The organism is Pseudomonas sp. PAMC25584 (genome assembly GCF_058135675.1).
Genome location: NZ_CM176870.1, coordinates 5,156,021 through 5,177,865, shown reverse-complemented (window position 1 = coordinate 5,177,865; position 21,845 = coordinate 5,156,021). Strand labels below are relative to the sequence as shown.

25 protein-coding genes are annotated in these 21,845 nt (G+C 60.8%); 14 read left to right on the top strand and 11 right to left on the bottom strand.

All coding sequences use genetic code 11. From position 1 onward, the window contains the following. Positions 1 to 184 precede the first annotated feature (184 nt). The 5 genes from cgtA to ACS5Q8_RS24175 all read left to right on the top strand — a co-directional run bounded on the left by cgtA (position 185) and on the right by ACS5Q8_RS24175 (position 4,982). Entirely contained in the window at positions 185 to 1,408 is a 1,224-nt protein-coding gene (cgtA, locus tag ACS5Q8_RS24195; protein ID WP_247399679.1) for an Obg family GTPase CgtA, read from the top strand. A gap of 139 nt (positions 1,409 to 1,547) precedes the next feature. Next, positions 1,548 to 2,666, top strand: a complete 1,119-nt coding sequence (gene proB, locus ACS5Q8_RS24190; protein ID WP_253400441.1) for a glutamate 5-kinase — start codon at positions 1,548 to 1,550, stop codon at positions 2,664 to 2,666. Positions 2,667 to 2,682: 16 nt separating this feature from the next. Continuing rightward, positions 2,683 to 3,147, top strand: a complete 465-nt coding sequence (locus ACS5Q8_RS24185; RefSeq protein WP_017847751.1) for a CreA family protein — start codon at positions 2,683 to 2,685, stop codon at positions 3,145 to 3,147. A gap of 101 nt (positions 3,148 to 3,248) precedes the next feature. Beyond that, positions 3,249 to 3,731 (top strand): glutathione peroxidase, encoded by a 483-nt coding sequence (locus ACS5Q8_RS24180; RefSeq protein ID WP_276194832.1) that lies wholly within the window; start codon positions 3,249 to 3,251, stop codon positions 3,729 to 3,731. 147 nt (positions 3,732 to 3,878) lie between these two features. Further along, the gene (locus ACS5Q8_RS24175) at positions 3,879 to 4,982 is read left to right on the top strand and encodes an NADH:flavin oxidoreductase (RefSeq protein ID WP_276194831.1); all 1,104 of its coding nucleotides are present in this window, start codon (positions 3,879 to 3,881) and stop codon (positions 4,980 to 4,982) included. Between the two features lie 383 nt (positions 4,983 to 5,365). Here the strand turns inward: ACS5Q8_RS24175 and ACS5Q8_RS24170 are convergent, their stop codons facing one another. Together ACS5Q8_RS24170 and cysZ are read right to left on the bottom strand one after the other, a co-directional pair. After that, on the bottom strand, positions 5,366 to 6,544 hold the full coding sequence (locus ACS5Q8_RS24170; protein ID WP_276194829.1) for a glycosyltransferase family 4 protein: 1,179 nt from the start codon (positions 6,542 to 6,544) through the stop codon (positions 5,366 to 5,368). Positions 6,545 to 6,598: 54 nt separating this feature from the next. Further along, the gene (gene cysZ, locus ACS5Q8_RS24165) at positions 6,599 to 7,363 is read right to left on the bottom strand and encodes a sulfate transporter CysZ (protein WP_276194827.1); all 765 of its coding nucleotides are present in this window, start codon (positions 7,361 to 7,363) and stop codon (positions 6,599 to 6,601) included. 292 nt (positions 7,364 to 7,655) lie between these two features. Here cysZ and trxB point away from each other — a divergent pair, with 292 nt between their 5' ends. Then, the gene (gene trxB / locus ACS5Q8_RS24160; RefSeq protein WP_276194825.1) at positions 7,656 to 8,618 is read left to right on the top strand and encodes a thioredoxin-disulfide reductase; all 963 of its coding nucleotides are present in this window, start codon (positions 7,656 to 7,658) and stop codon (positions 8,616 to 8,618) included. 204 nt (positions 8,619 to 8,822) lie between these two features. Here trxB and ACS5Q8_RS24155 read toward each other — a convergent pair whose 3' ends face one another. From ACS5Q8_RS24155 to ACS5Q8_RS24130, 6 genes are read right to left on the bottom strand one after another with little or no spacing between them, the layout of a single operon-like run. Continuing rightward, entirely contained in the window at positions 8,823 to 9,161 is a 339-nt protein-coding gene (locus ACS5Q8_RS24155) for a HopJ type III effector protein (RefSeq protein ID WP_443693859.1), read from the bottom strand. Then, positions 9,154 to 9,450, bottom strand: a complete 297-nt coding sequence (locus ACS5Q8_RS24150; RefSeq protein ID WP_247398021.1) for a DUF1244 domain-containing protein — start codon at positions 9,448 to 9,450, stop codon at positions 9,154 to 9,156. Before ACS5Q8_RS24150 ends, ACS5Q8_RS24155 begins: the two co-directional genes overlap by 8 nt. Positions 9,451 to 9,472: 22 nt before the next feature. Continuing rightward, a complete protein-coding gene (gene folX, locus ACS5Q8_RS24145) occupies positions 9,473 to 9,844 on the bottom strand; it encodes a dihydroneopterin triphosphate 2'-epimerase (protein WP_026140129.1) in 372 nt (123 codons plus the stop codon). A gap of 2 nt (positions 9,845 to 9,846) precedes the next feature. Next, positions 9,847 to 10,407, bottom strand: a complete 561-nt coding sequence (gene folE / locus ACS5Q8_RS24140) for a GTP cyclohydrolase I FolE (protein ID WP_247398018.1) — start codon at positions 10,405 to 10,407, stop codon at positions 9,847 to 9,849. A gap of 20 nt (positions 10,408 to 10,427) precedes the next feature. Then, positions 10,428 to 11,138 carry a dihydromonapterin reductase gene (gene folM / locus ACS5Q8_RS24135; protein WP_276194821.1) on the bottom strand — a complete coding sequence of 237 codons (711 nt, stop codon included), beginning with the start codon at positions 11,136 to 11,138 and terminating at the stop codon, positions 10,428 to 10,430. 56 nt (positions 11,139 to 11,194) lie between these two features. Beyond that, positions 11,195 to 11,755: a putative antibiotic biosynthesis monooxygenase gene (locus ACS5Q8_RS24130; protein ID WP_247398013.1), complete on the bottom strand. Its 561-nt coding sequence runs from the start codon at positions 11,753 to 11,755 to the stop codon at positions 11,195 to 11,197. A gap of 232 nt (positions 11,756 to 11,987) precedes the next feature. On the opposite strand from ACS5Q8_RS24130, the gene ACS5Q8_RS24125 reads away from it, so the two are divergent. Continuing rightward, positions 11,988 to 12,947 (top strand): MerR family transcriptional regulator, encoded by a 960-nt coding sequence (locus ACS5Q8_RS24125; protein ID WP_276194820.1) that lies wholly within the window; start codon positions 11,988 to 11,990, stop codon positions 12,945 to 12,947. A gap of 2 nt (positions 12,948 to 12,949) precedes the next feature. On the opposite strand, the gene ACS5Q8_RS24120 is transcribed toward ACS5Q8_RS24125, so the two are convergent. Together ACS5Q8_RS24120 and ACS5Q8_RS24115 are read right to left on the bottom strand one after the other, a co-directional pair. Next, the gene (locus ACS5Q8_RS24120) at positions 12,950 to 13,555 is read right to left on the bottom strand and encodes a hypothetical protein (RefSeq protein ID WP_276194818.1); all 606 of its coding nucleotides are present in this window, start codon (positions 13,553 to 13,555) and stop codon (positions 12,950 to 12,952) included. A gap of 60 nt (positions 13,556 to 13,615) precedes the next feature. Further along, a complete protein-coding gene (locus tag ACS5Q8_RS24115) occupies positions 13,616 to 14,083 on the bottom strand; it encodes a PAS domain-containing protein (RefSeq protein WP_276194817.1) in 468 nt (155 codons plus the stop codon). 128 nt (positions 14,084 to 14,211) lie between these two features. Here ACS5Q8_RS24115 and ACS5Q8_RS24110 point away from each other — a divergent pair, with 128 nt between their 5' ends. After that, the gene (locus ACS5Q8_RS24110; RefSeq protein WP_276194816.1) at positions 14,212 to 14,667 is read left to right on the top strand and encodes a flavodoxin; all 456 of its coding nucleotides are present in this window, start codon (positions 14,212 to 14,214) and stop codon (positions 14,665 to 14,667) included. Here ACS5Q8_RS24110 and ACS5Q8_RS24105 read toward each other — a convergent pair. Further along, on the bottom strand, positions 14,648 to 15,544 hold the full coding sequence (locus tag ACS5Q8_RS24105; protein WP_276194815.1) for a LysR family transcriptional regulator: 897 nt from the start codon (positions 15,542 to 15,544) through the stop codon (positions 14,648 to 14,650). The genes ACS5Q8_RS24110 and ACS5Q8_RS24105 overlap by 20 nt on opposite strands. A 98-nt stretch (positions 15,545 to 15,642) precedes the next feature. Between ACS5Q8_RS24105 and ACS5Q8_RS24100 the strand changes: the two genes are divergently transcribed. The 6 genes from ACS5Q8_RS24100 to ACS5Q8_RS24075 all read left to right on the top strand — a co-directional run bounded on the left by ACS5Q8_RS24100 (position 15,643) and on the right by ACS5Q8_RS24075 (position 21,842). Next, positions 15,643 to 16,029: a CidA/LrgA family protein gene (locus ACS5Q8_RS24100; RefSeq protein ID WP_276194814.1), complete on the top strand. Its 387-nt coding sequence runs from the start codon at positions 15,643 to 15,645 to the stop codon at positions 16,027 to 16,029. Beyond that, positions 16,019 to 16,705: an LrgB family protein gene (locus tag ACS5Q8_RS24095; protein ID WP_276194813.1), complete on the top strand. Its 687-nt coding sequence runs from the start codon at positions 16,019 to 16,021 to the stop codon at positions 16,703 to 16,705. Before ACS5Q8_RS24100 ends, ACS5Q8_RS24095 begins: the two co-directional genes overlap by 11 nt. 149 nt (positions 16,706 to 16,854) lie before the next feature. Continuing rightward, positions 16,855 to 17,637, top strand: coding sequence for a class II aldolase/adducin family protein (locus ACS5Q8_RS24090; RefSeq protein ID WP_276194811.1), 783 nt, complete (start codon positions 16,855 to 16,857; stop codon positions 17,635 to 17,637). Next, a complete protein-coding gene (locus ACS5Q8_RS24085; protein ID WP_276194810.1) occupies positions 17,637 to 18,539 on the top strand; it encodes an alpha/beta fold hydrolase in 903 nt (300 codons plus the stop codon). The genes ACS5Q8_RS24090 and ACS5Q8_RS24085 overlap by 1 nt, the downstream gene beginning before the upstream one ends. A 118-nt stretch (positions 18,540 to 18,657) precedes the next feature. Beyond that, complete coding sequence (locus ACS5Q8_RS24080) at positions 18,658 to 19,569, top strand: SDR family oxidoreductase (RefSeq protein ID WP_276194809.1); 912 nt, start codon at positions 18,658 to 18,660, stop codon at positions 19,567 to 19,569. A gap of 482 nt (positions 19,570 to 20,051) precedes the next feature. Next, positions 20,052 to 21,842: a DUF1302 domain-containing protein gene (locus ACS5Q8_RS24075; RefSeq protein ID WP_276194807.1), complete on the top strand. Its 1,791-nt coding sequence runs from the start codon at positions 20,052 to 20,054 to the stop codon at positions 21,840 to 21,842. Positions 21,843 to 21,845 lie beyond the last annotated feature (3 nt).

The window sequence follows — 21,845 nt, the reverse complement described above, 5'->3', positions numbered from 1 at the left end:
TGCTGGAAAAGCCCTGTCTCGCGACGGGGCTTTTTCGTTTGTGGAGTGAGTCTCTTGCAAAGCTGTTTGTAATGAGCTCAAGCGCTGGATTTGCGGTCGTTGATTGAGGTCGCTGCGCTCATTTTTGCAAGAGTCTTATGTCTTGGTTTCTTAAGCTCGTCCGTGCGGCGAGAGGCGTTTTGTTATGAAGTTCGTTGATGAAGTTTCCATCCGAGTAAAAGCAGGCGACGGCGGTAACGGTTGCATGAGTTTCCGTCGCGAAAAGTTCATCGAAAACGGTGGCCCCAACGGCGGTGACGGCGGTGACGGCGGTTCCATCTACATGATGGCCGACGAAAACCTCAACACCCTGGTGGACTACCGTTACACCCGGCACTTCGATGCCGAGCGTGGTTCCAACGGCGGCAGCACCGACTGCACCGGTAAAAAAGGTGAAGACATGGTGCTGCGCGTACCGGTCGGCACCACGATCATCGATTCCGCGACCCAGGAAGTGATTGGCGACCTGACCAAGGCCGGCCAGAAGCTGATGGTTGTGCAGGGCGGCTGGCACGGTCTGGGTAACACCCGATTCAAGTCCAGTACCAACCGTGCGCCACGCCAGACCACGCCGGGCAAGCCTGGCGAGCAGCGTGACCTCAAGCTGGAAATGAAAGTACTCGCCGACGTGGGCCTGTTGGGCCTGCCAAACGCTGGCAAAAGTACCTTCATCCGCTCGGTCTCGGCCGCCAAGCCGAAAGTCGCCGACTACCCGTTCACCACCCTGGTGCCAAACCTGGGCGTGGTCAGCGTCGACCGTTGGAAAAGCTTCGTGGTCGCCGACATTCCCGGCCTGATCGAAGGTGCTTCCGATGGCGCGGGCCTGGGGATTCGCTTCCTCAAGCACTTGTCGCGTACCCGTTTGCTGCTGCACCTCGTCGACATGGCGCCGCTGGATGACACCAGCGCACCGGACGCCGCCGAAGTGATCGTCAGCGAGCTGACCAAGTTCAGCCCGGCCCTGGCCGAGCGTGACCGCTGGTTGGTGCTGAACAAGTGCGACCAGATCCTCGAAGAAGAACACGAGGAGCGCGTCAAGGAAATCGTCGATCGCCTGGAATGGACCGGCCCGGTCTATGTGATCTCGGCCATCGCCAAAGAAGGCACCGAGCGCCTGACCCGCGACATCATGCGCTACCTCGAAGACCGCGCTGACCGCCTGGCGGCCGACCCGGTGTTCAAGGCCGAACTCGCCGAGCTCGATCAGCAGATCGAAGACGAAGCCCGTGCCCAGTTGCAAGCGCTGGACGACCAGCGTGCCCTGCGCCGCAGCGGCGTGAAGTCGGTCCATGACATCGGCGATGACGATTGGGACGAAGAAGACGTGGATGATGAAGACGGTCCGGAAATCATTTACGTGCGCGACTGATTCGTTGCAGTAAACTTAAGCGCCGCTCACTTGAGCGGCGTTTTGGTATCTGGGTATATCTGTAGTCACGAATGTAGTCACGAATAACGTTATGGGCGGCGCTGGGTCGCGTCGAGCCCTCTAACCAAGGTTGAAGATGATGCGGAGCAAAGTGGCAGGTGCGCAGCGCTGGGTCGTAAAGATCGGAAGTGCGTTGCTGACGGCAGATGGCAAGGGGCTGGATCGCGCAGCCATGAGCGTGTGGGTCGAGCAGATGGTTGCCTTGCATGAGGCCGGTGTCGAGTTGGTGCTGGTCTCGTCCGGAGCGGTTGCCGCCGGGATGAGCCGCCTCGGCTGGACCGCGCGACCCAGCGCGATGCACGAACTGCAAGCCGCTGCCGCGATCGGCCAGATGGGCCTGGTGCAAGCCTGGGAATCCAGCTTCGCCGAGCACGGCCTTCACACGGCGCAGATCCTGCTGACCCACGACGACCTGTCCGACCGCAAGCGCTACCTCAACGCCCGCAGCACCCTGCGCGCGCTGGTGGAGCTCAAGGCGATCCCGGTGATCAACGAGAACGACACGGTGGTCACCGACGAAATCCGGTTCGGCGACAACGACACCCTGGCCGCGCTGGTGGCCAACCTGGTGGAGGCCGACCTGTTGGTGATCCTCACCGACCGCGACGGTATGTTCGACGCTGACCCGCGCAACAACCCCGACGCCAAATTGATCTACGAAGCCCGCGCCGATGACCCGGCGCTGGACGCCGTGGCTGGCAGCGTCGGTGGGGCCTTGGGCCGTGGCGGCATGCAGACCAAGCTGCGTGCGGCGCGCCTGGCTGCGCGCTCTGGCGCACACACCATCATCGTCGGCGGGCGCCTGGAGCGCGTGCTCGACCGTCTCAAGGCCGGTGAGCGCATCGGTACGCTGCTGTCGCCGGAGCGCGGCATGCTGGCCGCGCGCAAGCAGTGGCTGGCCGGGCATTTGCAGACCCGTGGCACGCTGGTACTCGACGATGGCGCCGTGGCGGCGTTGTCCCAAGGCCACAAGAGCCTGCTGCCGGTGGGCGTCAAGTTGGTGCAGGGCAGCTTCCGCCGTGGCGAGATGGTGGTGTGCGTGGCGCCGGACGGTCGTGAAATCGCTCGTGGCCTGGCCAACTACAGCGCGCTGGAAGCGCAGAAAATCATCGGGCAGTCATCTGACGCGATTGTCGGTCTATTGGGTTACATGGCGGAACCGGAACTGGTCCACCGCGACAACCTGATCCTGGTTTAAACGAAAGGAATACACGATGCGTGTGATGAAGGGATTGCTCGGCCTGCTGCTGGCCATGCCATTGTTGGCCTCGGCCGAAGAGATCGGCCAGGTGTCGACGGTGTTCAAGTTTGTCGGCCCCAACGACCGGATCGTGGTCGAAGCCTTCGATGACCCCAAGGTCGATGGCGTGACTTGCTACCTGTCGCGTGCCAAGACCGGCGGCGTCAAAGGCGGCCTGGGCTTGGCCGAAGACCGCTCTGAGGCGTCGATTGCCTGTCGTCAGGTCGGGCCGATCCGCTTCAAGGGTGAACTCAAGGATGGCGACGAAGTGTTCAAGGAACGCACGTCGCTAGTGTTCAAGACCATGCAGGTGGTGCGCTTCCTCGACAAGAAGCGCAATACCCTCGTCTACCTGGTCTACAGCGACCGCCTGATCGAGGGCAGCCCGCAGAACGCCGTTACCGCGATTCCGATTTTGCCGTGGCCGACCGCTCAGTGATCCGCAGGCGAGTTTCGTAATCGGCGTCTATGATTGCAGGCTTGCGGGTTGTAATCTCGAAGCGTCGCAATGCAAAGAACATGGGATATCTGGAGTTCGTCATGAGTGCTTTCCACGACCTGAAACTCAAAGCGTTGGACGGACAAGAGCTGCCACTGGCGCCCTTCAAGGGCAAAGTTGTGCTGGTGGTCAACGTGGCCTCCAAATGTGGCTTGACCCCGCAATACGCGGCGTTGGAAAACCTCTATCAGCACTACAAGGACCAGGGGTTTAGCGTACTCGGCCTGCCGTGCAACCAGTTTGCAGGCCAGGAACCGGGTAGCGAAAAGGAAATCCAGGCGTTCTGCAGCCTCAACTACGGCGTGACCTTTCCGTTGGGCAGCAAACTCGAGGTCAACGGCCCTGAGCGTCATCAGTTGTACCGCTTGTTGGCGGGCGAGGGCGCGGAGTTTCCTGGGGACATCACCTGGAATTTCGAGAAATTCCTGTTGGGTAAAGACGGCCGAGTACTGGCGCGCTTCTCGCCGCGTACCCCACCGGAAGATCCGTCGATCGTCCAGGCCATCGAAAAAGCCCTGAGCTGATTCCCTAACCTGTAGGCGCGAGCGAGCTCGCTCCTACAGGTGTCCGGCATTTCTAAGCCTTAATCACTCCGATCAATAGTGCTACTCAGCGCGCTGCACTCGCCATATTATCGGCATCATAAAAACCGTCTTTCGTGGAGTGTTGCCATGCCTGTTCAAGCCTTGTTCAAACCGTTCCACCTCGGAGCACTGCAACTGTCGAGTCGTGTGGTCATGGCGCCGATGACCCGTTCGTTTTCCCCGGGCGGTGTACCCAATTCCAAGGTCATCGAGTACTACCGCCGCCGTGCCGCTGCCGGCGTGGGCCTGATCATCACCGAAGGCACCGTGGTCGATCACCCGGCGTCCAACGGCTATCCCAACGTCCCGCACTTCTACGGTGAAGCGGCGTTGGCCGGTTGGAAGAAAGTGGTCGATGCAGTGCATGCCGAAGGCGGCAAGATCGTCCCGCAGCTGTGGCATGTGGGCAGCGTGCGCCGTATCGGCACTGAGCCGGATGCCAGCGTACCGGCCTACGGCCCGATGGAAAAACTCAAGGATGGCAACGTGGTCGTCCACGGCATGACCCATCAGGACATCAAGGACGTGATTGCCGCCTTCGCCCAAGCGGCCAAGGACGCCCAGCGCATCGGCATGGACGGCGTGGAGATCCATGGCGCCCATGGCTATCTGGTGGACCAGTTCTTCTGGGAGGGCAGCAACCAGCGCACCGACGAATATGGCGGCAGCCTGGCCAACCGTTCGCGCTTTGCCATCCAACTGATCCAGGCCACCCGCGCCGCTGTAGGCCCGGATTTTCCGATCATCTTGCGTTTTTCCCAGTGGAAGCAACAGGACTACACCGCGCGCCTGGTGCAAACCCCCGAGGCCTTGGGTGAGTTTCTTAAGCCGCTGTCCGACGCCGGTGTGGATATTTTCCACTGTTCCACTCGCCGTTTCTGGGAGCCGGAGTTCGAAGGTTCCGACCTCAACCTGGCCGGCTGGACCCGCCAGCTCACCGGTAAACCGACCATCACCGTCGGCAGCGTCGGCCTGGATGGCGAGTTCCTGCAGTTTATGGTCAACACTGACAAGGTTGCGCAACCGGCCAGCCTGGAGAAGCTGCTGGAGCGCTTGAACAACGATGAGTTCGACCTGGTCGCCGTGGGCCGTGCTCTGCTGGTGGACCCGGATTGGGCGCTGAAGGTGCGCGAAGGTCGCGAGGGCGACATCCTGCCGTTCAGCCGTGAGGCGTTGACGACCCTGGTGTAACGGGCTGGGCTCCCGGCGGTTGTCACCGGGAGCTGTTTAGCTGGAGCGTTCAATACTCTACTGATTTACGCAGCGCTTGGCTGTGATCGGTCTTGTGCCCATCTTGACGCGCAGAGTGGTCATAGGTGGGCGGTTCTGCTCGAGACTGATCCAGCCACTGTTGCTGACGCGTCCACTCTGCCTTTTGTGTGTGTGTCCACAAGCAGACACCCCTTCTATGGCAGGTGTCATGTAGGTGGCGATAAATCGCACGACGTTCCGGAAATATCCTGTTGTGGCGTGCCGACTCCGATGGCTTTAGGTAAAAAATCCTAATGTTGAAGCCGTTATTCAGGGGGAAGGCTGGCAGGAAGGCGAACGAACTGACGTTACTCGCAGAGCGTTCAACGAGCGTAAGGCAGCGTTGGAGCGGCCAAAGGTTCCCCGCACACATCGCGTAACTGGTTCTCGAATTGCTCGATAATCGCTGGCCAGCCCTGGCGACTGGCATGCTGGCGCGCATTGAGGCGGGCTCTGCGCAAATGCTCACGGTCTTCGAGCAGCCAATTGGCTGCATCGCAGAACGCGTCCTCATCGCCGGGCATCGCCAGCACGCCGTTGTAGCCATGGCGGATATGCTGGGTCGCGGCCGCCTGGTCGTATGCCACCACCGCGAGCCCGGAGGCCATCGCTTCCAACACCACATTGCCGAAGGTTTCGGTCAGGCTGGGGAACAGGAACAGGTCTCCCGAGGCGTAATATCGCGCCAGTTCTTCGCCGCGCAGGGTGCCGCAGAATATGGCGTTCGGCAGGTCGTGCTCCAACAGCGCACGCTGTGGCCCGTCGCCGACGACGATCAGTTGCAGGCGACGCTGTGGATAAGTACTGCGCAGGGCATCGAAGCAACGCTTGAGCACGCCCAGGTTCTTTTCCTGAGCCAGACGCCCGACGTGCAGCACCGCAATATCGTCATTGCCCAGGCCCCAGCTCTCGCGCAACGCGTTATCGCGCTTGGCCGGGTGGAATAGCTGACTGTCCACCCCGCGCGACAACATCCCCAGGCGCTCGAAATTCCGGCGCTCCAGTTCCAGGCGCTGGCTGGCGCTGGGCACCAGGGTCAAGGTGGAGCGGTTATGAAACCAGCGCAGGTAGTGCGTGACCACGCGGCTCAACAGGCTCATACCGTACTGGTTCGAGTACTGCTGGAAATTGGTGTGAAAGCCGCTGACCACGCTGATCCCCAGGCGACGCGCTGCGCGTAGCGCCGACAACCCGAGCGGCCCTTCTGTGGCGATGTACAGCACATCCGGGCGCTGGCGTGTCCAGCGGCGCAGCAGCTTGTGCATCGACGACTGGCCCCATTGCAGGCCCGGATAACCCGGCAACGGCCAGCCGCGACACAGCAGCAATTCGTTGTCGCTGGGCCGGCTCTGGTCAACGCCCTGGCGCGGGCGCACCAGTTCGACCTGATGGCCGCGCGCGCGCAGACCCTCGCACAGGCGAGCCAGTGTATTGGCCACCCCGTTGATCTCTGGCGGGAAGGTTTCGGTAATTAGGGTGATATGAAGCGAGGCTGTCGTCATGACCCACAGTGTCGCTGTGGGCTGTGTCGTCGATGTGTCATACAGATGATGGATTTATGACTTGACCCCTTTGGACACCACCATCGCCTCGGCGCCTTGCTCGCGCACCCAGAACAACGTCGCCCCGGCCACCGCTGCAGGCATCATCAGCAGGTTGACCACCGGCACCAGCAGCACCAGATAGACGATGCCGCCGAAGCTCATGCTCTGCCAGCGTTTCTGGCGCAGCCAGGCGAGCATTTCATTCCAGCCCAGTTTGTGGTTGTCGGCTGGGTAGTCGATGTATTGGATCGCCATCATCCACACGCCAAAGAGCAGCCACAACGGCGCGGCGATCAGGTTGACCACCGGAATGAACGACAGGATAAACAAGCCGATGGCCCGTGGCAGGAAGTAGCCTAGCTTGCGCATCTCCCGCGCCAGGGTGCGTGGGACCATGGCCACCAGCTCGGCCCAACTGAACGATGGGAAATCATCGGTGCCACGCACCACCACTTCAACTTTCTCCGCGAGAAAACCGTTGAACGGTGCGGCGATGATATTGGCGAGCATGGTAAAGGTGAAAAACACCATCAACACCACCAGCACCACGAACAGCGGCCACAGGATATAGCTGAGGAAACTCAGCCAGCCGGGCAGCGTCGGCATCAAGGTGTCGACCCACAGGCTGAACTGATGGCCGGCGAAATAGATCAGGCCGACGAACAGCACCAGGTTGATCGCCAACGGCAGCAGCACAAACAGGCGCAAGCCGGGGCTCAACACCAGTTTGAGGCCTTCACGCAGGTATTGCGGACCGGAAAGAACAGGGGCGGGCATGGAGAACTCCGAGCAGGATGACGAACGCGCCGACCTTACCGGCTTTGCATTCCAGGCGAAAGAGCGGCCAGTGTGACGACATCAACGGTAACAAAGGCGTCGATTAATGGGGGCGACTGCATAGAGACCGCCTATGAGCTGGATTGTTATTCCGTATTTCCTTAATCTTGCCCCCCTCTATACGCTGCACCCATTATTTTCAGGATCTGCGAGTTCAAGCCTTCCCCAAGTGCTTCGCGGTCCTTTTTTATTCCAGCCGCCTTGTAGTCCGGGCGGTCGACAGGAGTGAGTCATGTCTGATACCCGTCATTCGCGAGTGATTATTCTCGGTTCCGGCCCTGCCGGTTACAGCGCTGCCGTCTACGCTGCCCGAGCCAACCTCAAGCCACTGCTGATCACCGGCATGCAGGCGGGCGGTCAGTTGACCACCACCACCGAAGTCGACAACTGGCCGGGCGACGTCCACGGCCTGACCGGCCCGGTGCTGATGGAGCGTATGAAAGAGCACGCCGAGCGCTTCGAAACCGAGATCGTGTTTGACCACATCAACCAGGTCGACTTCTCGAAAAAGCCTTACAGCCTCACCGGCGACAGCGGCGTCTACACCTGTGACGCGCTGATCATCGCTACCGGCGCCAGCGCCCGTTACCTGGGCCTGCCGTCGGAAGAAGCGTTCATGGGCAAGGGCGTATCCGCCTGCGCGACGTGCGACGGTTTCTTCTACCGCAACAAGCCGGTCGCGGTGGTCGGTGGTGGCAACACGGCCGTGGAAGAGGCGCTGTACCTGGCCAACATCGCCAGCACCGTGACCTTGATTCACCGCCGCGAGACCTTCCGCGCCGAGAAGATCCTGATCGACAAGCTGCACGCGCGTGTGGCTGAAGGCAAGATCATCCTCAAGCTCAACGCCACCCTGGATGAAGTCCTCGGCGACAACATGGGCGTGACCGGTGCGCGCCTGAAAAACAACGACGGCAGTTTCGACGAGTTGACAGTCGACGGCGTGTTCATCGCCATTGGCCACACCCCGAACACCTCGCTGTTCGAAGGCGTGCTGGATGCCAAGGACGGTTACCTGGTGGTGCAGGGCGGTCGTGAAGGCAATGCTACGGCGACCAACATCGAAGGCATCTTCGCTGCCGGTGACGTGGCTGACCACGTGTACCGCCAGGCCATCACCTCGGCCGGTGCCGGTTGCATGGCGGCCCTGGATGCCGAGCGTTACCTGGACGGTTTGAAGGACGCTGCGCTCTAAACCGTTGAAATAAAAAAAACCGGCGAAAGCCGGTTTTTTTATGCGCGGGATTTGATGATCCATCGCTATCTCAATTTGGTAATCCAATCCCTGTGGGAGCTGGCTTGCCTGCGATAGCGGTGTGTCAGCCAACGTCTATGCAGGATTTACCGCCGCCATCGCAGGCAAGCCAGCGCCCACATTAAATCGGGTTTGCACGTTGGATCAGCGGCGAGTCAGAGGTTGCTGGTCAAACTTCACACCCGCCAAGCCGTGCTCGATCAACGCTCGAATATTGCCATGGTCACTGCCCTCAGGCGTGGCCACCACCGAACGGTAGTGTTCGCCAAACGCGAGCAGTGCGTGCTGATCGCTCAAGCCTTCCAGCAATGCCAGGCCGAGGGTCTTGCACGACCCTTCGTTCTGCGCTGCGGCGTTTTCCACGGTGCCGTTGGTGAAGGCTTGTGGCTTATACGCGTAACCTGCGGCAACGAAAGCCAGGGTGTCGGCGAAGAGATGTTCGCCGCTGTCGAGGCTGGCGCGCAGGGTGTTCAGGTCAGTCATGGGGTTTTCCTTTGGCGAACGCCGCGTGTTGTTCGGCGCTGGCTTCTTGCTGGTATTGGGTTTTCCACTCGGCATACGGCATGCCGTACACCACTTCACGGGCGGCATCGAGGCTCAGCTCGATCTGGCGCTCGTCGGCTTCGGCCTTGTACCACTTGGACAGGCAGTTGCGGCAGAAGCCGGCGAGGTTCATCAGGTCGATATTCTGCACATCCTTGCGGCTGTCCAGGTGTGCGACCAGCCGCCTAAAGGCGGCGGCTTCGAGTTCGAGGCGTTGTTGATCGGTCATAGGTTTCACGCAAATCCAGGGGTTAGCGGCTGGCCGCCAGGGTAATCGAAACCGATTCGGCAAAGCGCAGCGCGTGGGGCTTGTCCACTTCGACTTCGGCGTACAGCACTGACTCGTTGCTCATCACCAGGTCCAGCAGTTCCTGGGTCAGGCGCTCCAGCAGGGCGAAGCGGTTGCCTTCGACGTGGGCGATGATCGCCTTGGTGATGGTGCGGTAATTCAAGGCGTGGTCGATATCGTTGTCGCGCACGGCGTCCTGGGCGGCATAAAGGATGGTCAGATTAATCAGCACATCCTGCTTGTTGAGGATTTCATCCTCGTTGATACCGATATAGGTGCGCAGGCACAGGTCCTTGACCCGGATGCGCGCCATGCCTGGTTGAAGTTGTGGCATTGCTACTTGCTCCGTCCAATCAGTTGCAGGAACTCCATGCGCGTGGTGTTCGACTCGCGGAACGCGCCGAGCATCACCGAGGTGTTCATGGTTGAATTCTGTTTTTCCACGCCGCGCATCATCATGCACATGTGCTTGGCTTCGATCACCACCGCCACACCGGAAGCCTGGGTCACGTCCTGGATGGCGTCGGCGATTTGCCGCGTGAGGTTTTCCTGGATCTGCAGGCGCCGCGCAAACATGTCGACGATGCGCGCCAGCTTCGACAGGCCCAGGACCTTGCCGGTCGGAATATAGGCCACATGGGCCTTGCCGATAAAGGGCAGCAGGTGATGCTCGCACAGCGAGTACAGCTCGATGTCCTTGAGGATCACCATCTCGTCATTGTCGGAGGCGAACAGCGCCCCGTTGACGATTTCTTCGAGGTTTTGCGCGTAGCCATGACACAGGTATTGCATGGCTTTGGCGGCACGCTTAGGGGTGTCGAGCAGGCCTTCGCGTTCCGGGTCTTCACCCAGGCCTTTAAGGATCTCGCGATAGTGCTGGGGCAGGGATAAGGTCATACAACATCCTCACAAACGGCTTACTTGATATGCCGCCCACCGTTGACGGTCAGGGTGGTACCGGTGACGTAGGGGTTGTCCAGCAGGTAACGCAGACTCTGGTAAATCACTTCGGGCCCGGGCTCGATGCCCAGTGCCGACTTGGCCAGCACCTGGGTACGGTAGGCCGCGTCGTCGCCTTCGTTGAACATCACCATCGCCGGGGCGATGCCGTTGACTTTGATCAGCGGTGCAAACTGCGCGGCAAACGACAGCGTGAGACTGTCGAGCCCGGCCTTGGTGGCGCAGTAGGCGATGTGCTGGCGGCTGCCCTTGCGCACCACGTCATCGCTGATATGCACGATGTCGGCGGGTGAAGAGCGGTGCAGCAAGGGTGAACAATGCAGGTTGATCAGGTACGGCGCAAGCATGTGTACGCGGAACATGTCGGTAAATGCACGGCTTTCGTCGCCCGGGGTTTCGGCGATCCAGGCCGAGGCGTTATGGATGATCGCGCGCAGGCTTTGGGTGTGGCGCTGCAGCTCGGTGATAAACGCGAGAATCCCGGCTTCGCTGGAGAAGTCGGCAAACACGCCGATCGCGCCCCGCTCGCGCAGTGCCTGCACGCCGGGGCGTTCGCTGCGATAGCTGAAAATCACCGAGTGGCCGTCGTCCAGCAGGCGTTCGGCACAATGCAGGCCGACGCGCTGGCCGGCGCCGGTGATCAGGATCGGGGCGTTCGTTGCAGTCATGGGAGGCTCAAGTCGCTGGCAGGTTCAAATCATACCAGCGACGAGCCGCCCTGTACTCACGCCGCGGCTTCGGTAGCCTTGGCCCGTGGCGGCGAAGGGTGCAGCCAGTTGGCCAGCAGGTGGGTCGAGAGTGGAATGAACAGGTAGACCATCAGCGGTGTGAGCGCCAGGGTGCTGACCAGCACGCGGCTGAACAGGTCCAGTTCGCTGAGCAGTGGCCCCAGGCCGAAGTTGAACAGCAACGACACCGGGAAAAACGCCAGCCAGATCGCCACCGCCTGTTTCCAGCGCGGCGGCCGTGTACCTGCGGCACCGAACCAACCATCGATGCCACGCACGCGATGCTCCGACGGGTCGGCAAACAGTTCGCTGCCACGGCCCAGCCACGCGCTGCGCGACGCGGAAAATTCCCAGGCATGCAGGGTTTTTTCGTCGGCGAAGCGGAAAATGATCTGGAATTCATCATCAAGCGGCGGCGGTGCGAGGACGCCGGAGCCCAGGTAGCCGGGGAAGTCAGTGGCCAGTTGCTCGCCTTCGCGCAGCCAGGCCATCAACTCTTCGTAGCGGCCCTTGGCTACGCGGCGCGCAACCATCAGGGTGACGGGTGAGGTAGACATTGTGTATCTCCAAATAGACGGGTGCGCTGAACCGGGTAGGTGGCGCACAGACGACGCTGCGGGGGTGTTGCAGCGACGCTTGGTTCGTTGTTGCCAATATCGGTAAGCAAGGATTATTCCTGTTTTGTAAAAATACACCAGCGGCATCGGTCCGATAGGTACACACCTTGATATACATCGCGGTAAAAGCGTTAAATGGAACTCACTTTCATACGGACGTTCTTGACCTCTGATGCCCGAAATCATTGCGCCTATTGGCGAATCTTCCTTCGCCAGCCTTGCCGACTCCGATGAGTTGCTTCCGATTCGTGAAGTGTCGAGATTGACGGGCATCAACCCGGTCACCCTGCGTGCCTGGGAGCGGCGTTACGGCCTGATTCAACCCACGCGCACCGAAAGTGGGCATCGTCTGTACTCCAAAGCCGATATTCAAACGGTTCATCGCATTGTCGATTGGATCGAGCGCGGCGTGGCCGTGAGCAAAGTGGGCAAGATCCTCGCGCGTGACGATCAGCAGGCCGCAGCCGTGCGCGTCGAGCACGACACGGTCGAGGAGGGCGAATGGCCGCAGTGGCAGGCGCGCTTGGTGCTGGCCGTCAACGCGTTTGATGACCGTCAACTGGAGCATCTGTACAACCAGGTGATTGCCACCTACCCGCTCAACGTGGCGTTCCAGGACATCCTGATGCCTCTTTGGAACGACCTGTTGCGTCATCAGGGCGGATTCGGCCAGGCCAGTGAGTGGCTGTTCTTCGACAATTTCCTGCGGGTGCGGGCGTTGCAGCGTCTGCAACTGGGGTGTGCGTCGGCGGCGCCACGGGTGTTGCTCGCGGCCATTCCTGGCGAGTGCCGTAAATTGGAGTTGCTGGTGGCGGGGCTGTTGATCTGTCGAGACGATCTGGCCGTGAAGGTGCTGGGGATGGGCCAGCCTTTCGATGAATTGACGCTGGTGTGTGAAAAGACGCAACCCGAGGCGCTGGTGCTCTTCTCCAATCACTCACACAATCAGGCGCTGATCGGGCGCTTGAATCGACTGGCGTTGACCCTGGATTGCCCGTTGTTTCTTGCCGGTGCGGCGTCGGACCTGGCCGAGGAAGACCTGGCAGGCTCCACCGTCGGTTGCCTGGGCAATGAAGGGCGCTTGATGCAACGCCGCTTGCAGCAATTTCTCCGCGGTAACCTGGATACCTGAGGTCAGGTGTGCATCTGTGGATGCATCAAGCGGTGCTGGTGCAGGATGAATTGGCGCAGGCGCTCGGTTTCATTCGCATCGCCTTGGCCCAGGCGATAGGCAAACAAGCCCCGCGCGGTTTCCCGCTCCAGCGTGCCGCGTATCGCGATGCGTTCATAACCGGAAGGGCTGAACCACAGGGCAAAGGTTTTCGGCGCCTTGATCCGGCCACGAATTTCCACCAGCACGCCCTTGAACGACACTTCATGCACCCACAGCGCACTGGGATTGCCCCTGACATTTTCCAGCGCCACCGGCGCTTCAAGTGCCAGGCGCCAAGGACGAATCATCGGCCCGTCTTCAAAAATACTCGGTACGCCCAGGCGTAAATGCACGGCATGAAACTCGTCTTCCTCCAAGTGCAGCGGGAAGGTGAGTTGCTGGTTATCGAAGTGCGCCTGGAGGGTGACGTGATCGTGGGCAGCCAGCCGCGTGAGCAAGTCGCGAAGCTGGGAACCGCCGTTGACGGTCAGGCTAGACGAGGTATCCCGCAGGTTGAGCTGGGGGTTGTGCTGCATGTTACGAATGAAATCCAACTCGTCCTGAGTCAGAAGCGCGTCGCGTTGCATTGATCTTGCTCAATCGGGAGGGTGTTAAAACGCCATTATCCGCTCTAATGAGCGCATTTTCTAAGTTTTGTTAGATCCGCTCGTCGCCTTGACCGCTGCCAGCTCGGCCTTGACCTGCGCCAACTCCGCCTCCAATTGCGCGACGCGCTGCTGGGCCTTGACCTGCAAGGTCACGTCCTTTTGCACACCGACGAAATAGGTCTGCTTGTCGGCATGGTTGTAAACCGTTGAAAGCGACAGCTCGTTCCAGAAATGGCTGCCGTCCTTGCGATAGTTGCGCAGGATTTCCCGGCAGGTACCGCCGCTGTCCAGTGCTTCACGAATGGCCATCAGCGCCGGTTGATCACGGTCGCCGGACTGCAGAAAGCGGCAGTCCTGATACAGGACGTCGTCCAGGGTGTAGCCGGTCAGTCGCTCGAATGCCGGGTTGACGTAGATCAGCGGTTTGTCCTTGCCTTCCCGTTCGGCGACAACAATACCGTCGTTGGAAGCGTTGACGACCATTTGCAGCAGCTTGGCGTTAATCATAGCGCGGTCCCGGGCGTGTTCTTGAACTGGCAGTTTATGGCAAGTCTTGAATGTTGCACGGTGTGTGCCGAAATATTTGCCCCAACTGGTAATATCCCAGGCTTTCGCTCAATGACAGGATCAGATTGATGAAAGTCGCCATCCTTTCCGGCTCGGTGTACGGCACGGCTGAAGAAGTCGCCCACCACGCTGCCGACATCCTTAACGCGGCCGGCTTCGAGGCCAGGCACAACTCGCGCGCGAGCCTGGCGGACATGCTGGCCTTCGCCCCGCAGGCTTTACTGGCGGTGACCTCCACCACCGGCATGGGAGAGCTGCCGGACAACCTGCAACCGCTGTATTCGAGCATTCGCGACCAGTTGCCTGCAGCCTGGCGCGGTTTGCCGGGCGCGGTCATCGGCCTGGGCGACGCCAGCTACGGCGATACGTTCTGCGCCGGCGGTGAGCACATGCGTGAGTTGTTCAGCGAGTTGGGCGTGCATGAAGTGCTGCCGATGCTGCGCCTGGACGCCAGCGAAAGCGTCAACCCGGAAACCGACGCCGAACCCTGGTTGGCCGAGCTGGTCACTGCACTGCGCGGCTGACCGGGAACTCCCGCAGCAACGCCAGCCAGGCCTGGGCGGCTTTCGACAGATAGGCGCCCTCACGCCAGATAAATGCAATGTCCCAGCGCAGGTAGTCGGGCGCCTTCAGCGTGAGGCGTACCACCCCGGGCCGCACCAGCCCACGAGCGACCACGCTGGGCAACAGCACCACGCCTTGACCGGCCGCGACCAGGGCCGCGAGAAAATCCGCCTGGCCGCTGCGGCCTCCTTCTTTCGGCGTAAAGCCCACCCGCTGACACGCCTGTAGTAAGCGGTCGTTCAAGACAAAGCTGCGCTGATACATCAGGAACGGAGTGTCCGCCAACTCCTCCAGGCGCACCTGGGCGTTCTGCGCCAAGGGATGGTTCATCGGCAGCAAGGCATCCAGCGGTTCATCGCAGAAGGCTTGCCAGGCGAATGCCGGGTCGCTGGGCTTCAAGCTGCCACCGACTTCCAGCTCGCCGCTCAAAATCGCCTGCTCGATGCTGCGACTGCCGCCTTCCAGCAACTGGATGGTGACGTTCGGATAGCGCCGGCGGTACTCGGCGAACAGCTCGGCAAACAGCGTATCGCCGCCCAATTGCGGCAAGCCCAGGCGCAACTCGCCACGGGTCAGGTGCTGCATATCATCCAGCTCACTGAGCAACTCGTTCTGCAGGCGCAGCATGGCTTCGGCACGTTGCAGGACGACCTGGCCGGCGGCGGTCAGGCGGATCTGCGAGCCGATGCGGTCGAGCAACGGTGTGCCCAGGCTGTGTTCCAGCTGTGCGACCTGTTTGCTCACGGCGGACTGGCTGATGTGCAGGGTTTTCCCGGCCTGGGTAAAACCGCCGCGGTGGATGACTTCGACAAAACTGCGCAGCTGTTTGAACTCCATGGGCTCGATTCCAGTTTGGAATAGTTGGCAGTCTAACAATTCGCTGTGGGGATGGAAGGGGGCTCTCTAAAATGGAGGCTTACGAGGACCCAAAGCCCATGAAACGTTTCAGCTTCAAGCACGTCAGCCGTCTGCTGACTGAATTGGTCGTGCTGCTGGCCATCTACCAGCTCGGTACTCAACTGGTGGCCTGGTTGGCGTGGCCCATCCCCGGTGGCGTGATGGGCCTGGGCCTGTTGCTGGCGACATTCGCCACCGGCCTGGTCAAGCCGGCTGCCCTGCAATTGGGGGCGGGTGTGTTGATGGCGGAAATGTTGTTGTTCTTTATTCCGGCCTTGATGAGCCTGTTGGACTACGGCGGCCTGGTGCGCAATGACGGTTGGCGCATTCTGCTGGTGATCGGCGTGAGCACCCTGGCGGTCATGCTGGTGACGGCCTTCACCGTGGAAATAGTGTGTCGTTGGAAGGTGCGCCATGAAGCTTGAGCTGATGCCGGTGTTCTGGCTGGCCCTGACCCTGGGCGCCTATATCTTCAGCCGCTGGATCTACCGTCGGACCGGACGCTACCTGCTGTCGCCGCTGATCCTGGTGCCCGCGCTGCTGCTCGCGGTGGCCGTGCCGATGCACACCGCCTATGCCGAATACGCCTGCGACACCCATTGGCTGATGCGGGTGCTGGGCCCGGTGACCGTGGCGTTTGCGGTGCCGATCTGGCAGCAGCGACGCTTGTTGGCGCGGTATTGGTCGGCCTTGCTGCTGGGCATGGTGGCCGGCAGCGCGGCGTCCATCGGCACCTCGTTCGGTTTGGCCAAGGCGCTGGCGCTGGACAGTGCGGTGACGATGTCCCTGGTGCCGCGTTCAATCACCACACCGTTTGCCATGCCGATGTCTTCCGACCTGGGCGGTGTGCCGGAACTGACGGCCGTGTTCGTGATGTTCACCGGCGTGTTCGGCGCCTTGCTCGGAGGGGTGCTGCTCAAGTGGCTACCGCTGCGTACCCCCTTGGCGCGCGGGGCATTGTTTGGGGTGGGCGCGCACGGCGCAGGCGTGAGCCGGGCCCATGAAGTGGGCGGTGAAGAGGGCTCTGTCGCGGGGCTGGTGATGGTATTGACGGGGCTGCTCAACCTGTTTGCAGCGCCTTTATTGGCGACGCTTCTCTGACGCGAGGTGGCCAAATGTAAACTATTCTCTTGGCTGACTCGTGCGGCCATCAAGCTGGCTGCGAAGGCAACTTCCTGCGCCACGAGGTCTGACTACACTGACCCTTCACTCAAAAAATAATAATAAAGTGCGCCAAGGAGGTCATTGCCGTGAGCCTAGCCCCCGTTGTATCGCCACAGAATGTCAACGATCAGGTCAGCGCCGCCGAATGGCAGACCCGCGTCGACCTGGCTGCGTGCTATCGCCTGGTCGCCATGCATGGCTGGGATGATCTGATTTTCACGCATATATCGGCCAAGGTGCCGGGCACCGATGATTTTCTGATCAACCCTTATGGGCTGATGTTCCACGAGATCACGGCGTCGAGCCTGGTCAAGGTCGACCAGGCCGGCAACAAGCGGATGGACAGCCCTTACGACATCAACCCGGCCGGCTACACCATCCACAGTGCCATCCACGAAGTGCGCCACGATGTGGTGTGCGTGCTGCATACCCATACGGCGGCGGGGGTTGCCGTGTCTGCGCAGAAGCAGGGCGTATTGCCCATCAGCCAGCAGTCCTTGTTCGTGTTGTCCAGCCTGGCCTATCACGCGTATGAAGGCGTGGCGCTGAACCACGAAGAAAAAGCGCGCTTGCAGGCCGACCTTGGCGAAAACAACTTCCTGATGCTGCACAACCATGGCCTGCTGACCTGCGGTGGGACGATTGCTGACACCTTCCTGATGATGTTCACCTTTCAGCGCGCCTGTGATATCCAAGTGCTTGCGCAAAACGGCGCGGCTGAATTGATCACCATCGACCCGCAGGTTCTCGCTGGGGCCAGGGCGATGGTGGCGGCTGTCACAAAGAGCGCCCAGGGTATGGGAGGCGCGCTGGCCTGGCCGGCGTTGCTGCGTAAATTGGACCTGCAAGATCCGGGGTATAAAAATTGATGCCTCTCGCCGAGATTCCGCTCAGGGCCTGGCGCAAGTGCGGTCAGAGTTTCGTTTTTCGCGGGCGCACCATTCGGTATTGGGTGGCCGGGCAGGGCGAGCCGCTGCTGCTGATCCATGGCTTCCCGACCGCCAGTTGGGACTGGCATTACCTCTGGCAGCCCCTGGCCCAGCGCAATCTGGTAATCGCCTGCGACATGCTTGGGTTTGGCGATTCGGCCAAGCCGCTGGACCACGACTATTGCCTGTTGGAACAGGCCGATTTGCAACAGGCGCTGCTCGACCACCTGCGTGTGCGGCAACCGGTGCATGTGCTGGCCCATGATTATGGGGACAGCGTCGCCCAGGAATTATTGGCGCGGCATCACGAAGGCCGTTTCCAGATGGCCAGTTGTGTGTTTCTCAACGGCGGGCTGTTCCCCGAAACCCATCGTCTGGTGCTGGTGCAGAAACTACTGCTCAGCCCCTTGGGCTGGATGATCGGTCGCGCATTTGGGCGCAATGCCTTGTCCGACAGTTTCAGCCAGATTTTCGGCGCGCAGACCCGTCCCAGTGAGAGCGCCCTCGATGATTTCTGGAGCCTGATCGACTGCAATGACGGGCCCCGCATCCTGCATAAACTGATCAACTACATTCCCCAGCGCCGTCGCCTGCGTGAGCGTTGGGTGGGCGCCCTGCAGCGTGGCGACGTACCGCTGCGAGTCATCGATGGCGAGTTCGACCCGATTTCCGGCGCCCACATGGTCGAGCGTTACCGCCAGTTGGTGCCCCACGCCGACACGGTATTGCTGGCCAATATCGGCCACTACCCGCAGATCGAAGCGCCGGTGCAGGTGCTCAAGCATTACCTGGAGTTTCGACAGCGGATCGTGCAGGTCGCGCCGCGCATGGCCTATTCCTGAGACAGGCAATCATCCTTCAGCCTTATCGCGCACCATTCAGCCCTGGCCGTATTTATTGTGACCGAACGCCCTGTGCCTGACACTCGACCCATTCCCATTGTCGCCATTGGAGTTCGGTATGAGTGAGTCAGTGCAGTTCCAGGATAAGGTCGTGATCGTCACCGGTGCCGGCGGCGGGTTGGGCCGGGCCCATGCGCTGCTGTTCGCCAAGCACGGGGCCAAAGTGCTGGTCAACGATCTCGGCGGTTCCACCCAGGGCGAGGGCGCCAATGCGTCGGCGGCCGACCGTGTGGTCGCACAAATCCGCGAGGCCGGCGGCATTGCCGAAGCCAACCATGATTCCGTCACCGATGGCGAGAAAATCGTACAGAACGCCCTGGACGCTTTCGGCCGTATCGACGTGGTGGTGAACAACGCCGGCATCCTGCGCGACAAGACTTTCCACAAAATGGACGACAGCGACTGGGACTTGGTTTACCGGGTGCATGTCGAAGGTGCCTACAAAGTCACCCGCGCTGCCTGGCCCCATCTGCGTGAGCAAAGCTATGGTCGGGTGATCTTTACTGCGTCCACGTCGGGCATCTACGGCAACTTCGGGCAGTCCAACTACGGCATGGCCAAGCTCGGTCTGTATGGCTTGACCCGTACCCTGGCGCTGGAAGGGCGCAAGAACAACATCCTGGTCAACGCCATCGCCCCCACCGGCGGCACACGCATGACTGAAGGTCTGATCCCGCCGCAGGTATTCGAGCGCCTCAAGCCGGAACTGGTCAGCCCGCTGGTGGTGTACCTCGGCAGCGAGGCGTGCCAGGAAACCTCAGGCTTGTTTGAAGTGGGCGGCGGCTGGATCGGCAAGACCCGCTGGGAACGCAGCCTCGGCGTGGGCTTCGACCCGCAGGCCGGGTTCTCGCCGGATGACGTGGCCGCGCACTGGCAACAGATCTGTGACTTTGAAGGGGCGGTGCATCCCAAGGACACGATTGAGGCTTTGAAGGAGATGATGGCCAATTTGCAGAAGTTCAGCCTCTGATCATTGCCAGATGGACTATGAATACTGCGGGGCGCTGATGGCGCCCCGCTTTTTTTTAAGCATAAAAAAGGCCGCTGCAAAGCAGCGGCCGAAATAAGACGTTGGATCAAGGAGCGACAGATTCAACGTCAGTGAACACCGGTAACAGATTGAATACAGTAGCCAATCCGTAAAATTTCAGCTTTTCTCCCGAAGCTGGGAGCGGGCCATTTGCCCTGAAAGCCAGGCAAGAATAGAGGGTTGTAACCAAATGAGTAATAGCGGTTCATGACAAGGACTGTTACCGATATGGAAACAGTTCCCTCGGCGCTATCCACCGGCCTGATAACCCGCCATCCACAGGGTGCATGCCCGCGCGCAGAGCCGCGCCAGAGCGGCTGTTAATCCTTTCGAGCGACAACACGAATACCTCCTTGGTGCGCTTATCGCTCCCGAAGGGCGGCAGTAGGGTGGGGCCTTCTGTCACTCACCGGGGAAGACGCATGACAAAAACAACAATGCGCGCCATCTTCACGCCACAGGCGCTGGCCACTGCGGTTGCGTTGGGATGCTGTGCCCAGGCGCAGGCTGTTTCGTTCAACATCGGCGAGATCGAAGGGCAATTCGATTCCTCGCTGTCGGTCGGCGCCAGTTGGGGCATGCGCGATGCCGACAAGAAGCTGGTGGGCGTGTCCAATGGCGGCACGGGGCAGGCTTCGACCGGGGATGACGGGCGACTGAACTTCAAGAAGGGCGAGACCTTCTCCAAGATCTTCAAAGGCATCCACGACCTGGAACTCAAGTACGGCGACAGCGGCGTCTTCGTGCGCGGCAAGTACTGGTACGACTTCGAGCTGCAGGATGAAGACCGTGAGTTCAAGCAGATCAGCAATCACCATCGCGACGAAGGCGCGCGCTCTTCCGGCTACGAGCTGCTGGATGCGTTCGTCTATCACAACTATTCCATCGCCGACCTGCCGGGCAACGTGCGTGTCGGCAAGCAGGTGGTGAGTTGGGGCGAGAGTACGTTTATCGGTAACTCCATCAACAGCATCAACCCCATTGACGTATCGGCCTTCCGTCGCCCCGGCGCCGAGATCAAGGAAGGGCTGATACCGGTCAATATGCTGTTCGCCTCCCAGAGCCTCACCAACCAACTGACGGTGGAAGGCTTCTACCAGTTGAACTGGGAAAACACCGTGCTGGATAACTGCGGCACGTTTTTTGGTGGCGACGTGGCGGCCCATGGTTGCAACGGTAACTACACGGTCGGCAGCCCTGCGATTGCACCGTTGCAACCCGTGGCCGCAGCGTTCGGCCAGGGCTTCCAGGTGACCAGTGAAGGTGTGGTGGTGCAGCGCGCCAAGGACCGTGATGCCCGCGATGGCGGCCAGTTCGGTGCGGCCCTGCGCTGGCTGGGCGACGACACGGAGTACGGCCTGTACTTCATGAACTACCACAGCCGCACGCCGACCGTCGGCACCCTCACGGCCAACACCAACCTGGCCACCATCGGGCGCATCGTCAACACCGCCAACGCCATTGCGCCGGGCACCGGCTCGGCCCTGGCCCAAAGCACCATGCTTGGCCGTGGCCAGTACTATCTCGATTACCCGGAAGATATTCGCCTGTACGGTGCGAGCTTCTCCACCACCTTGCCCACCGGCACGGCCTGGACCGGGGAAATCAGCTACCGCCCGAATGCGCCGGTGCAACTCAATACCACTGACCTGACCCTGGCCCTGATCAACCCGATTGCCGGCAATACCGCATCGCCGATCCACAGCTCGTTTGGCGCCGACAATAGCGGTTACCGTCGCAAGGAAATCACCCAGATCCAGAGCACCATGACGCAGTTCTTCGACCAGGTCCTGGGGGCCGAACGCCTGACCTTGGTGGGTGAGGCCGCCTTCGTCCACGTCGGCGGGCTGGAAGCGAAAAGCAAACTGCGCTACGGCCGCGATTCGGTATACGGCGCCTACGGTTTCGGTGGCGACACCGACGGTTTCGTCACGGCTAATTCCTGGGGTTATCGTGCCCGCGCCATCCTCGACTACAACAACGTGTTTGCCGGGGTGAACCTCAAGCCCAACCTGTCCTGGTCCCACGACGTCAACGGTTACGGCCCCAACGGCTTGTTCAACCAGGGTGCCAAGGCGATCAGCGTCGGCGTCGATGCGGACTACCGCAACACCTACACCGCCAGCCTGAACTACACCGACTTTTTTGGTGGCGACTACAACACCCTGACCGACCGCGACTTCCTCGCCCTCAGCGTCGGCGTGAACTTCTGATTT